At 62.5% G+C, this 13229-nt stretch carries 11 protein-coding genes; 5 read left to right on the top strand and 6 right to left on the bottom strand.

Translation table 11 applies throughout. The features are described from left to right. Positions 1–131: 131 nt before the first annotated feature. The 3 genes from PMX72_RS09680 to PMX72_RS09670 all read right to left on the bottom strand — a co-directional run bounded on the left by PMX72_RS09680 (position 132) and on the right by PMX72_RS09670 (position 3411). A complete protein-coding gene (locus tag PMX72_RS09680; RefSeq protein ID WP_271729470.1) occupies positions 132–833 on the bottom strand; it encodes a hypothetical protein in 702 nt (233 codons plus the stop codon). Next, positions 834–2564, bottom strand: coding sequence for a dihydropteroate synthase (gene folP / locus PMX72_RS09675; RefSeq protein WP_118289460.1), 1731 nt, complete (start codon positions 2562–2564; stop codon positions 834–836). A gap of 94 nt (positions 2565–2658) precedes the next feature. Then, a complete protein-coding gene (locus tag PMX72_RS09670) occupies positions 2659–3411 on the bottom strand; it encodes an NAD-dependent protein deacylase (RefSeq protein WP_271729471.1) in 753 nt (250 codons plus the stop codon). A 135-nt stretch (positions 3412–3546) separates the two neighbouring features. On the opposite strand from PMX72_RS09670, the gene PMX72_RS09665 reads away from it, so the two are divergent. Continuing rightward, on the top strand, positions 3547–4365 hold the full coding sequence (locus PMX72_RS09665) for an exodeoxyribonuclease III (protein WP_271729472.1): 819 nt from the start codon (positions 3547–3549) through the stop codon (positions 4363–4365). A gap of 148 nt (positions 4366–4513) precedes the next feature. Here the strand turns inward: PMX72_RS09665 and PMX72_RS09660 are convergent, their stop codons facing one another. Genes PMX72_RS09660 through PMX72_RS09650 form a run of 3 tightly spaced genes read right to left on the bottom strand, consistent with a single transcriptional unit; the run spans position 4514 to position 7768 of the window. Then, positions 4514–5227, bottom strand: a complete 714-nt coding sequence (locus tag PMX72_RS09660) for a DUF6580 family putative transport protein (RefSeq protein ID WP_271729473.1) — start codon at positions 5225–5227, stop codon at positions 4514–4516. Positions 5228–5231: 4 nt separating this feature from the next. Next, positions 5232–6875: an ABC transporter ATP-binding protein gene (locus tag PMX72_RS09655; protein ID WP_271729474.1), complete on the bottom strand. Its 1644-nt coding sequence runs from the start codon at positions 6873–6875 to the stop codon at positions 5232–5234. Continuing rightward, a complete protein-coding gene (locus tag PMX72_RS09650; protein WP_271729475.1) occupies positions 6875–7768 on the bottom strand; it encodes an energy-coupling factor transporter transmembrane component T in 894 nt (297 codons plus the stop codon). Before PMX72_RS09650 ends, PMX72_RS09655 begins: the two co-directional genes overlap by 1 nt. A 193-nt stretch (positions 7769–7961) precedes the next feature. Here PMX72_RS09650 and glmU point away from each other — a divergent pair, with 193 nt between their 5' ends. From glmU to pth, 4 genes are all read left to right on the top strand, one after another. Next, entirely contained in the window at positions 7962–9374 is a 1413-nt protein-coding gene (gene glmU, locus PMX72_RS09645) for a bifunctional UDP-N-acetylglucosamine diphosphorylase/glucosamine-1-phosphate N-acetyltransferase GlmU (RefSeq protein ID WP_271729476.1), read from the top strand. A 192-nt stretch (positions 9375–9566) separates the two neighbouring features. After that, positions 9567–10553 carry a ribose-phosphate diphosphokinase gene (locus PMX72_RS09640; protein ID WP_089573682.1) on the top strand — a complete coding sequence of 329 codons (987 nt, stop codon included), beginning with the start codon at positions 9567–9569 and terminating at the stop codon, positions 10551–10553. A gap of 430 nt (positions 10554–10983) precedes the next feature. Continuing rightward, the gene (locus PMX72_RS09635; protein WP_271729477.1) at positions 10984–12111 is read left to right on the top strand and encodes a PDDEXK family nuclease; all 1128 of its coding nucleotides are present in this window, start codon (positions 10984–10986) and stop codon (positions 12109–12111) included. A gap of 351 nt (positions 12112–12462) precedes the next feature. Further along, entirely contained in the window at positions 12463–13092 is a 630-nt protein-coding gene (pth, locus tag PMX72_RS09630; protein ID WP_199575510.1) for an aminoacyl-tRNA hydrolase, read from the top strand. Positions 13093–13229 lie beyond the last annotated feature (137 nt).

Genomic DNA, 13229 nt, shown 5'->3' with positions numbered 1-13229 from the left:
ACCCCGGAGGAGTTCCGGAATCAGGCCCTCGCGGCCTAGTCGCTATTTAGGGCGTCCAAGATTTGGGACGCAGTTCAACAGCCGAGGAGGGTCTTGTTGTCATCGCTATCTTTGAGCGCGGGCGCCTCGCGTTACAGTCCGCGAATCCGTACGGCCTCGGGCGGAAACTCCTGCTCGCCGGCATTGGTCTTGATGGTCGCGCGGCCCCAGATGTCCAGGCCCGCAAACACACCGACCGCAAGCGGCAAACCGTTGGGCGACACCGCCGCAACCTGACGACCCAGCAGCGGCACCATATCGAAGTACTCACCCAGCACCGGAGCCAGCGGGCCGGCAGCGCCCTGTGGTGTGTTGGCGGCAACCGCCCAGGTGTCCACGCGGGTCAGCACGGCGGTGGCCAATGCCTCGACCAGCACCTCGTCGGCCATATCCACCCCAAGCTCGCCCAGCGCCGCACGTTCAATATCAACCGTCACCGCGGCAAACATGCCCGCAGCACCGGCACCGCCGTTCACGGCAACACGCGCGAGCGACGTCTCAAACGCAGGCGCACCGCACACGATATTGCTCGGCCACTCAATGCCCACCTTGCCGGCAAGGCCCAACCCCGGCGTCGAAGCCGTGCCCACGAGCGCGTCCATCATGCCCATCGCGGCCACAAACGGCAGGCCGTGGAAGGCATGCATGTTCACATCCGGACGCACGACCAGCGAAAACGTCAGCGAAGCATCGCCCACGCTCCACGCGCACCAGCCCGCGGACACGCCCTCGCGACCCGCGTCACGCGCCGCGTCGAGCTCAGTGGCAGCGACTACAGCGTTCATCTCGATCATCTACATACGCCCCAATTCACCCACGATATGGCCCACGCGATCCTCGGGCTCCTTGACCTCGACGCCGTTGTAGCGGAAGAACCGCGCCGGGTCGTGCATCAGATCCTCGAGCGGCACCAGCACAAAGTCGCGCTCGCCGATCAGCGGATGCGGCAGGCGCAGCTTTTTGCCGCCGTGGGTCTCGCCGTCCATCCACAGCAGGTCCAGGTCGATGGTGCGCGGACCGTTGGCCTTGGCCTTTTTGGAGCGGTCGCGGCCCAGCTCGGCCTCGATCTTCATGAGCTCGTCGAGCAGCACCAGCGGCGCCAACTCGGTCTTGATCTCGATGACGGCGTTGGCAAACGCGTCCTGGCGCGTCTCGTAGGCCGGCTCGCTCTCGTAGATCTTGGAGGAGTTGGACACGCAGGTAAGTGGAATCTCGGCGATCATGTCGCGTGCGGCGCGGATGTTGTCGCAGCGATGCCCCAAGTTGGATCCCACGGCCACAAACGCGCGGCGCGGCTGCGGCTTGGCAACCGCCCAGTAGCCGTTCAGGAACTGCGCAAAGCCCGCGGCGTCGTGCACGCGCACGATGTTGGCGCCGGCCTGGATGGCGCCCAGGCACACGCCAAACGTAGCGGCATCGCGCTCGGCGGCCTCGGTCACGCCCGAGACGGCGCCCACAAAGCGCTTGCGCGATACAGCGCACATGAGCGGATAGCCCAGTGACGCCATCTTGGCAGTCTCGCGCTGGATGACGATGTCCTCGTTAGCCGACTTACCAAAGCCCGGGCCAGGATCGATGCAGATGCGGTCGCGCGACACGCCGGCGTGGATGAGCGCGCGGGCCTGGTCGGACAGAAAGCCCATGACGCGGCGCATGATGGGCGCCGAATCGGGCAGGGTGAAGCGGCGGAGCTGCGAGGTGGGCACGTAGGCCTCCTCGCGGCGGGCGCTGCGGCGCATCATGGCGGCCAGGCGGTCATTGGACTCCGATGCGGCCTCGGTGGCCTCGGGCGCGGGCGCGACGGTCTCGGCGGCAGCAGCCTGCTCGGCGGCCGGCGTCTCCTGCTCGCTTGCAGGCTCGGTCGCGGGCTCCGGATCGCCAAACGGCAACGAGGGCTGCACCACGCCGCCCGGAAGCTTGGCCTCCGGCTTAGGCTCGCCCAGTAACTTGCCGCGACGGCGGCGAGCCGGCTTCTCAGCCTCACGCGCGGCCTCGGCAGCCGCCTCGCGCGCCTTCTCGGCAACAAACGCCGCCGCCGAGGTATCGAGCTGTACCGTTGCGTGCGTGCGGGTAGGCGCGGCGACCTCGCCGGCATGCATCACGATGACGCCGCAGGTGCTCGTCTTAACAAACTCGACCATCTTGGGGTCGGTGAAGCCGGTCACGTCGTTGACGATCGAGGCGCCGCAGCGCACGGCCGCCTTAGCAACCGCCACGTGGCGCGTGTCGATCGAGACGATGGCGCCCTCTTTGGCCAGCGCGCGCACCACGGGCAGCACGCGGCGAGCCTCCTCATCGGGATTGACCGGGGTAAATCCGGGGCGCGTGGACTCGCCGCCCACGTCGATGATGTCGGCGCCGGCGTCGAGCATCGCCAGGCCGTACTCGATGGCGGCATCCGGGTCGAAGTGCTCCCCGCCGTCGCTAAACGAATCGGGCGTCACGTTGAGGACGCCCATGATGCGCGGACGGTCAAAGCTGAGCTCGTACTTTCCGCACCGCCATGTCTTGCTGTCGTTCGCCATGAACATCCTCCTAAAATGCCCACGCCGCCGCGCTCGGGCGCTGGCGGCGTGGTCGCTTTGCAATCAGTCTTTCTATTGTATCCGCGCACGCGGGCTAGAACGCAAACGCGGCCGCGATGTCGCAAGAAATCAGCAGGTCGGCATTTGCATCCTGATCGGTGGGGGCAAGATTGCAAATGGCCAGCGTATCGCCGGTAAAGTAGCGTGTAAGGCCCGCCGCCGGATACACCACGAGCGAGGTCCCGCCTACAATGAGGGCATCGGCCGCGGCGATGGCGGCAACGGCACCGGTCAACACATGCTCGTCGAGCGGTTCTTCGTAGAGCACCACATCGGGCTTGATGCGACCACCGCACGCGGGGCACACGGGCACGCCCGCGGCGTCCTCGTGCTCGCGCGAGCAAATCCACTCGGCGCTATAGACCGCTCCGCACGACTGGCAAATGTTGCGATGGACCGATCCGTGCAACTCAAACACGCGCTGCGAGCCCGCCATCTGATGCAAGCCGTCGATGTTTTGCGTCACCACGACATCGAGCTTGCCAGCTCGCTCCAGCTCGGCGAGCTTGGTGTGACAGCGGTTGGGCTTAGCGTTAAGCGCGATCATCTTGGTGCGGTAAAAGTCGAAGAACTCCGCCGGATGCGTCTCGTAAAAGCTGTGCGAGAGCATGGTCTCGGGCGGGTAGGCAAACTGCTGGTGATACAGGCCGTCAACGCTGCGAAAATCGGGAATGCCGCTTGCCGTGGAAACACCAGCGCCACCAAAGAACACCACGCGCTTGTGGGTGTCAAACAGATCCGCCAGCGCGGCGGACGCCTGCCTGGGGTCCGATATTGCCTGCGTCATATGAGCCCTCCGTCCTTGTTGATCGGGCGGCGTCGGGCGATGTCCCAGCATGCGACCTTTAAGTCAGCATGCGCGGAGCCCACCCCGCCCCTGTTGCGCTAATCTTAAGCCTGCCAACCCCGTCGAAAGGACACCATGCCTCAGACTTACACTTTCGCCTCGTGGAACGTCAACGGCCTGCGCGCCGTGCTCAAAAAGGACCCGAGCTTTATCCAGATCGCGCAAGAACTCGACGTCGATATCTTGGCGCTGCAAGAGACCAAGCTGCAGGAGGGCCAGGTCGATATTGACCTGCCCGGCTATCACCAAACCTGGAGCTACGCCGAGCGTAAAGGCTATTCGGGCACTGCGGTCTTTAGCCGCCAGAAACCGCTGCGCGTGCTGCACGCCGACGCACTGCTACCCTACGCCGACGAAGGCGAGGCTGCCGAGCTCGTTGCCCAGGCCGCAACCGAGGGCCGCATCTGCGCGCTCGAGTTCGACAAGTTTTGGTTTGTGGATGTCTACACGCCTAACGCCCAAAATGAGCTCGCGCGCATCGATGTACGCATGGCTTGGGACGATGCCTATCGCGACTTTTTGAGCGCGCTTGAACGCGAGACCGGCAAGCCCGTCGTAACCTGCGGCGACTTTAACGTGGCGCACGAGGAGATCGACCTTAAGAACCCCAAATCCAACCGCGGCAACGCCGGCTTTTCGGACGAAGAGCGCGGCAAGTTTACCGAGCTACTCGACGCCGGCTTTACCGATACCTGGCGCACGGCAAACCCCGACGTCGAGGGCGTCTACAGCTGGTGGAGTTACCGCTTTAATGCCCGCAAGAACAACGCAGGCTGGCGCATCGATTACTTCCTGGTAAGTGATTCAATCGCCGCCAACGTTCGCGACACCGGTATCCGTGGCGACATCTTCGGCAGCGACCACTGCCCCGTCACCCTCACGCTAGAGCTCTAGCCCCAACTGATCCCCTGGGGACGGAGGAGAACGGATCATGTGACCCCTCTCCCCCTATAAGTTGCGGTGGAATAGTTCCTGTTTGGGCAGCAAATAGCCAAAAACGAGAACTATTCCACCGCAAGTTCGTGAGGGAACGCGAAATGCCCTACAGCCCGTATTTCACGACGACTCGGTTGATGCGGCGACACCAAGGCTTGTACAGGGCGACCAAAAACACGCAGGTCGCAAGGCCGTGCGTGATATCGAACGGTACGGCGGTGGCAAGACGCGCCATGGCACCCGCCCACGTGAGCGGCTGTACAAACCCAATGATGTCATACGCGTTGATCACAACGCCGTACAGCAAACCCGAAGCAAAGCCGTAGATCAACAGCGCCGGCATACGCACGGTGCCATCGGCGCGATCAAAAGCGCCGGCATGCGCCAGCGCACCGCCAACGTATCCCACGAGCCCCCAGGCATACATCTGCCACGGCGTCCACATGCCCTGTCCAAAAAAGAAATTGCTGGTCAGCGCCGCCAGCGCGCCAACCATAAAACCATTGCGGCAACCAAGCGTCGCCCCCGCGATAATGGCGATGGCGCTCACCGGTTTAAAGTCGGGAATGGGGCCAAACAGAATGCGCCCCGCCGCGGCCAACGCCGCCAGAACCAGCGTTGGCATAATCTGGCGCAGGCCCGGTCGCGACGCCTCGTAGCCTGCAAAGAACAGCGCAAGCACCAACGCCACCACGACAAGCATGGCGAGTGCCGCCTGCTCAACGCCCGCCAGCAACGCCGCAGCCATCACGGCTGGCACCGCCAGCAGCAGCGGGATCTCCAGTTTTGCGAGCAGGCGCGCGACGCGATAATCCGTCATCCCATCACGCCCTATAAAACACGTTGTCGGCAAAGAAGTCGGCCGGCGGCTCCATGCAGGCAATTTCGCCGTCGAACATCATGGCAACGTCGTCGGCAACCTGCTCGGCGAAGTCCAGGTCGTGCGTGGCCATGATGACGGTGCCGCCGGCTTGCGCATGCTCGCACAGAGCGCGGGCGATAATGCGGCGGCTCGTCAGGTCCAGCCCCTTCGTGGGCTCGTCGAGCAGCAACAGCTCCGGACCAATCAACAGCAGCTTTGCCAACGCGAGCAGCTGACGCTGACCGCCCGAAAGATCGTACGGATGGCGCGCATCCAGGCCGTCCAATCCCAGCTGCGCCGCGCGCTCCTGGGCCGCGTCCTCGTCATATCCGCAGGTCGAGGCCCATTCCATCAGCTCGTCGCGCACTGTCTCGGCAACCAGCAGGGCCTTGGGGTTCTGCGGCAGCAGCGCAGCCGAGGCCGCTCCACGCACCATGCGACCACGCTGCAACTTGACCGTTTTGGCCAGCACCGAGAGCATCGTCGACTTGCCGCAGCCGTTTCCGCCCACAATCGCATGCACCGCGCCAGTCGAAAACGCCACATCGAGTCCGCGCAGCACCCAGCCGGACGCCCGATCGTAGCGAAACCAGCTTCCTGTCAAGGTGGTGGCCGAGCCAGCGTACATTTTTGGGAATATTCTGCATCCACCGGCGCGCGATGACGCCCCCGAGTCGTCCTGCGGCAGGATTTGCGCCTCAAATTTAGCCGATTTGTCTGTTTTCGGTCCCTTTTTTGCACCCGCAACGTCCGCGTGCGGGTCCAAAGAGCCCTGCTGGTCACCAGCGATGCTGAAAATTCCGTTTTTTGCACGCCGCGAGCCACCCCACCCTGGCACCTCGCCAGAAAACAGCTCTTCGCGATGCCCCAAGGAGGCAATGTCGGCCACCTCGCGCACGCGGCCGCCCTCAATCCGATACGCGCACGTCGCATATTCGAGCATCGGGCGCGGCTGGTGCGTTGCCACAACAACCGTGCAACCCAGCTCGCGGTTCACGCGAAACAGCGCGTGCAGAAAATTTTTCTCGGCAACAGGATCGAGCTGGGACGTGGGCTCGTCGAGCAGCAGCACGCGCGGGCGCAAGGCCAGCACGGCCGCCAACGATAGCAGCTGCTTGCGTCCGCCCGAAAGCGTATCGGTATCGCGGTGGAGCCAATCCTCCAGCCCAAAGAAATAGCTGGTCTCGGCTACGCGACGGCGCATCTCGTCGCGCGACATACCCAGATTTTCCAGGCCAAACGCCATCTCGTGCCACACGGCCTCGCACACGATCTGGTTCTCGGGGTCCTGAAACACATAGCCCACGCGCTCCGCGGACGCCCGAACGTTCATGTCGGCAACGCTCTCGCCCAGCACGCGCAGCTCGCCAGCGCATTCGCCCGTCGGCGAAATCTCGGGCTTGAGCAGCGAGAGCAGCGTTGACTTACCCGACCCGGTACCACCGACAAGCAGCGCAAATGCACCTTGGGGAACAGACCAGTCGAGCCCCTCGAGCACCGCAGCATCAGCCCCGGGGTAGGCAAAGCTCAGGCTCCGCACCTCAATCGCCGGCATATCCGGGCCGCACGCCGTGCCCGACACCGGGCCCCTATCCAACCGAGCCATCAGCCGAACCTCTTCTCATCAATCGCATGAAACGCGCAAGGCAGCACCATCCAGGCAGCGTACACGACATAGCCCGGCCACGGCGCCGGCACCGAGAGCTGCGGATAAAACGAATACTGCGTCGTCGCGGTCCACGCCACTGCCACCGCGGCAGCACCAAACAGTGCGAGCCCGGCCAGCGCGGCAACGTCGCTGCGCCCCAGTCGATACCGCGCATACGTCGTACGACGCGTCGCGGCACCCCACCCGCGCGAGCGCATCGCGTCCGCACGCTCCAGCGAATCTTCCATGCCCCAGCCCATCAACACGCTCGACGCCCGCAGGCGCGAGCGCACGGGGTCGGCCGGCGCGCGGCCCGGCACGTCAATCGCATCTTGCACCGCCAGTACCGTGCGGCCGCGGCGCAAAAACTGCGGGATAAGCCGCATGCACATCGAGATCATGAGCGCAATCACCGGTGCGGCATTGCCCAGCAGCGCGAGCACCTTGTCGTATTCGAGCATCGACGCCGCGGCCTCAAACCACAGCACGCTCGCCACAAACAGCCCGCCCATGCACAGGCCGTATACCATGCTCTCCAGATACACCGCGCGCATGCCAATACGGAACAGCTCCGTCGAGCCCGAGGCGCTAAACAGCGGATTGAGCACCGCGACGATCAAAATCACCGGCAGCTGCCAGCGGAGCGCGCCCAGCGTGCGGGCAGCCCCACGCGTCGCAAATCCATACGCCAGCCCGCCCGCAAGTGACAGCGCAATCAGTACCGGCTGCATCGAGAACATAGTGAGCCCCAGCGTCAGCACTATATAGAGTGCCGGCACAGCCGGATGCGACATCGAGAATGCCGCGACGGGCTCGCCGCCAAACTCCTCTCGTATGTTATCCACGGGCATCCCCGTTCCCTCGCTCAAACAACAGCTCCGCAGCACCGCCAACGCCGCACGCACGCAGTGCAAACGCCACGCCGGCGGCGCAAGCCTCAACCGCCACAAACCAATCGTTACGCGCTCGTCATATGCCTGCGGTATCATATTGCGCCGTGTATCGTTTCCAAACACACGTCTCTATAACGTAACAGGAGATCACATGGACGCAACCGCAATTATCCTCGCTGCCGGCGAGGGCACCCGCATGAAGTCGAACCACTGCAAGGTTTCGCACAAGATCCTGGGTAAGCCCATGGTCCAGTGGATCGTCGACGCTACCATCAAGGCCGGCTGCAGCCGCGTCGTGGTTGTCATCGGCAGCCACGCCGACGAGATGCGCACCCTCATCGACGGCGCCTACGCCAACAGCGCCACCAAGGTCGAGTGCGTCGAGCAGACCGAGCGTCTGGGCACCGGTCACGCCGTGAAGGTCGCGCTCGAGGCCTGTGGCATCACGCAAGGCCCCGTCGTGGTGCTCAACGGCGACCTGCCGCTCATCACCTCCGACACCGTCGCCAAGTTCGCGCAAACCGTCGCCACCGGCGAGCTCGCCTGCACCGTCATGACCATGACCCCGCCCGATCCTTTTGGCTACGGCCGCATCAAGCTGGGCGCTGATGGTCAGATCGAGCGCATCATCGAGCAGAAGGACTGCACGCCCGAGCAGGCCGCCACGCTGCTGGAGTGCAACGCCGGCTGCTACGCCTTTGACGGCGCGCAGCTCGCCGCCCACATTAACGAGATCGGCAACGACAACGCGCAATCCGAGTACTACCTGCCCGACATGCTCGAGATCATCAAAGGTCACGGCCAGGCAGTCTCCATCTTCCACTGCGACGACTACCGCGACGGTCTGGGCGTCAACAGCCGTATCCAGCTCGCGCAGCTTACCGCCATCGCGCGCGACCGCATCAACGAGCACTGGATGGCCGAGGGCGTTACCTTCATCGACCCCACGCAGGCCTGGATCGGCCCTGATGCCACCATCGGCCGCGACACCGTCGTGTGGCCGCAGACGCATCTGATCGGCCACGTCACCGTGGGCGAGGAGTGCCAGCTCGGCCCCAACAGCCGCCTCACCGACACCACCGTCGGCAGCGGCTGCACCATCGATGAGACCATCGCCATCGAGGCCGTCATCGAGAACGGCGTCGACTGCGGCCCGCGCGCCTACCTGCGCCCGGGCACCCACATGCTCGACGGCTCCAAGGCCGGCACGCACGTGGAGATCAAGAAGTCCACGATCGGCGAGGGCTCCAAGGTGCCGCACCTGTCCTACATCGGCGACACCACCATGGGCTCCGGCGTCAACGTGGGCGCGGGCTCCATCACCTGCAACTACGACGGCGTCCACAAGCACAAGACCGTCATCGGCAAGGACGCCTTCATTGGCTCCGACACCATGATGGTCGCACCCGCCCAGATCGGCGACGGCGCGCTCGTGGCCGCCGGCTCCGTCATCACCGATCCGGTCCCGGCTGACGCACTCGGCCTGGGCCGCGCCCGTCAGGTAAATATTGAGGGCTGGGCCGCCGATTATCGCCGCCGTCTGCACGAGGACGACGAGGTATAACGTTTTACCAAGCACAAAAGGAGCTGTTCCATGGGGGCGGCTCCTTTTTCTATCGTGACCTGCGCAACCGGATGAGTGGTCGGTTCGTGTCCGTTGGCGGTAAAGACGTTATCAGGACCCGATAAACCCCGCCGCGCGGTTACAATGCAACAAGGCATCTATATGGCATTCGATGTATAAAGGAGAAGGGTAATGCCGATTAATGATCCCGAGAAGTCGGAGAATATGCGCAAGTCCATCCGCGTGTATTCCGGTTCCTCCAACCGTCCCCTCGCTCAGAAGATTGCTGAGTACCTTGGGGTCGAGCTTTCGGGCCTTACGCTAAAGCAGTTCGCCAATGGTGAGATTTACGCCCGCTACGACGAGACCGTCCGCGGCGCCGACGTCTTCCTGATTCAGTCCGTGGCCGGCGGCAATGTCAACGACATGCTCATGGAGCTGCTCATCGCCACCGACGCTGCCAAGCGCGCATCCGCCCGCTCCATCACCGCCGTTATCACCCACTACGGCTATGCCCGCCAGGACCGCAAGGCCGGCCCGCGCGAGCCCATCACCGCCCGCCTCGTCGCCAACCTGCTCGAGCGTGCCGGCGTCAACCGCATCATCACCCTCGACCTGCACCAGGGCCAGATCCAGGGCTTCTTCGATATCCCGGTTAACCACCTGTCCGCACTGCCGCTATTTGGCCAGTACTACAACGACATGCACTTCGACACCGACAACCTGGTTGTCGTCTCCCCCGACGTGGGTCGTGCCAAGGCCGCCAAGAAGCTGTCCGACATGCTCGGCTGCGACCTGGCCATCGCCCACAAGGGCCGTCCGCGCCACAACGCCGCCGAGGTCATGGGCATCATCGGTGACATCAAGGGCAAGACCTGCATCATCAACGACGACATGATCGACACCGCTGGCACCCTGTGCGCCAACGTCAAGGAGCTCAAGGCTATGGGCGCCGGCGACATCTACGTCTGCGCCACCCACGGCATCTTCTCCGGTCCGGCCATCGAGCGTCTGAACGACGCCCCCATCGTCGAGTGCGTCGTCACCGACGCCATTCCCGTCGAGGTCGGCGGCAAGATCAAGACCATCTCGGTCGCCGAGGAGTTCGCTCAGGCCATCTCCGCCGTTTACCACGAGGAGCCCGTCTCCACGCTCGTCGGCGGCGACTTCGCGCTGTAATCCAACGCGCATCGCATCATCTTTGATGCTTTTAAAGGGTCGGAAGCTCGCTTCCGACCCTTTTTCTATCCCTCGCCAACCCGCCCTGGACAATTAGTTCAGATACGTATTTTTTAAAGCTCCAAAGGACCATTCGGAGCCTTCTGAGTTCCCCGGCGGATGCCATGCCGTCCAAAGCTCATCGTTTTCGAGTACAACCGCTGCATATTTATCCTCAAATCGCCCTCGAACGCCCGCCGCCTTATACGTATCTGAACTAACTGCCCAGTAGCTATCGTCAACCTTCGCGGCAGAGCTCAATTTCCTGCAATCCCCTCAACCGATTCCACCGATTTCATAACACCCAGCCGTTCATGGCGCGCAGCGCCCCGCTAAGCGAAAAGAACGGTATGGCGGTCGCATTCTGCCGCCAACTTAGTACGTTATAGCTATGACGACCGTGATTTCACATTTCTCCGCCCTTCGCGCAATTCGTCGCGCACGACGGGCGTACTCTGCCCTACCCTGGGACTTCGTTGATAGCGAACAGCAAGCACATGCCTTGGCTAGCTGTATTCCCAACGATGACGCGATAGACTTTGGCGCACTTTCGATACTCGACGCCTGGAATGAAGATGATTCCGAACTGCTCGATCTTCTCGTTTCAAACGAAGACAACAGACGCCCCGACAAGCGACTTCTTCAGCATATTCTCTCCGCTCCGCTTCCTGAAGGTGCAATTATGCACGTCGAGGCCGACATCTACGCAACGTCTCCTGCCATGACAGCCATGCTTTGTTCCAAAAATGAATCAGTTGCCAAAACCTTGATGCTTCTCATGGAGCTGCTCGGAACCTACTCACTTCCGCCCGAGGCAACTTACCCCATCGCCTATGACGACACGTGGCCCAAGGCCAACAGCTTCGAAGCGATGGACGACCTCGATTGCCAGGGCGACCAACCGACACCCGAAAAGCAAGCCGAAACCCGCTACGAACAGGCACACTACAAATGCGAACCCGCCACAACCATCGAAGAGCTCGAGGCAGTCGCACGGTTTGCCAAAAGCAGTTCCTACGCCTCGTTTCGTACGGCTGTCAAACTCGCCCGGGCCGGATCCGCATCCCCAGCGGAATCATTGATGTTCGCCGTCCTGGGCGCACCCATGCGCTTTGGCGGATTCGGGTGTTGCGGCTTGCCCATGGGAGGCCTGCTGCTCAACTACCGTGTCGATTTCGACACCCTTGCGGTCAACATGTCCTCCGGCATCCCTTATGCCATCTGCGACCTATATTGCCCGGCAGCCAGAGTCGACAACGAATACAACGGAATTGGACATGAGCTTCAAAACGCTCGCATCCACGATGGCAATCGAAATAATGGCCTCAAGGCAATGGGCATCCACGTCCTGGTTATCAATCGCGACCAAATGAAAGACCTTGTTGCACTCGAAGCCTTCGCCCAAACGATGCATCGACTCGCGGGAGTCCGATTCCGATATCGCATCAAGGGCTATCGCAAGCGTCAGGCCGCTTGGCTCAACGCCCTGCGGGCCGGAATCGGCCTTGCGCCGGTCTAAACGGCGAATCACCCGCGCGCCGTCGAACAGGGCTGGACGGTTAGTTCAAATACGTATAAATGGACACATTGAATTAGGCTGTTTTGCAGTTATCTCTATACCATTCGCCCTATTTGAAGGCAGGATAGACTTCAAAACAGCGCCATATGGACTAACTAAAGCTCCAAAACAACGTACCAGCATTGAATTGAGCACTTCAAGTCCTCGGAACTTATACGTATCTGAACTAACTGTCCACCTTGGATTTCGACGGCTGTCCAAACGCCCCCAAACAACCTCAATTGCCCTCCATTTGACAGCGGCAACAGGGTCGCTCACCATAGCAGACGACAAATCAACGAAAGGATGAACATGGCAGCTGCACAGCCGCTTAAGATTCGCATGGTTGCCGGACTTGGCAACCCTGGCGAGGAATATGCCGAGACCCGCCACAACGCTGGCTTTAAGGCAATCGACAAGTTGGCCCGTCAGGCCGGCGTCACGTACTGGAAAAACCAGGCAGGCGCCGAGGTCGCGCTCATCAACATCAACGATCCCGAGGAAGAGGGCGGTAAGCGCCAGATTGTACTGGTCAAGCCGCAGTCGTACATGAATACCTCGGGCGGCCCCATCTCCAAGCTCTGCCGCGAGTACAAGATCAAGGCCGAGGAGCTGCTCGTCATCCACGACGAGCTCGATATTCCCGCCGGCGACGTGCGTGTTAAGGTGGGCGGAGGCCATGCCGGTCACAACGGCCTGCGCTCCATCATCGACAAGATGGGCAGCCGCGACTTTAGCCGCATCCGCACCGGCATCGGCAACCCTCCCGGCAAGATGGCCGTGGCAGACTACGTGCTCAAGCAGCTGCGCGCCCGCGAGGCCGAGGACTTCCAGGACACCTGCGCCCGCGCCGCCGACGCCGCCGGCCTGGCCATCGTCCACGGCGTGATCTATGCCCGCGACCACGTCAACGGCGCCGCTTCCTCCAACGGCAAGCACTAAAACCTACCATTTAGGGATGTTTATTTTGGCAGGTTTTATCTGCGGAAACGCCGCGGTGGCCGCATCGCAATAAACACGCTGCCACCATACATGCATAACGCTCCAAAGGGGGCCGGCCTCATCAAAGCGCGAGGCCG

The organism is Collinsella aerofaciens (genome assembly GCF_028207065.1).
GTDB classification, from domain to species: Bacteria; Actinomycetota; Coriobacteriia; order Coriobacteriales; family Coriobacteriaceae; genus Collinsella; species Collinsella aerofaciens_AR.
This window is presented reverse-complemented; position numbering and strand designations above follow the sequence as displayed.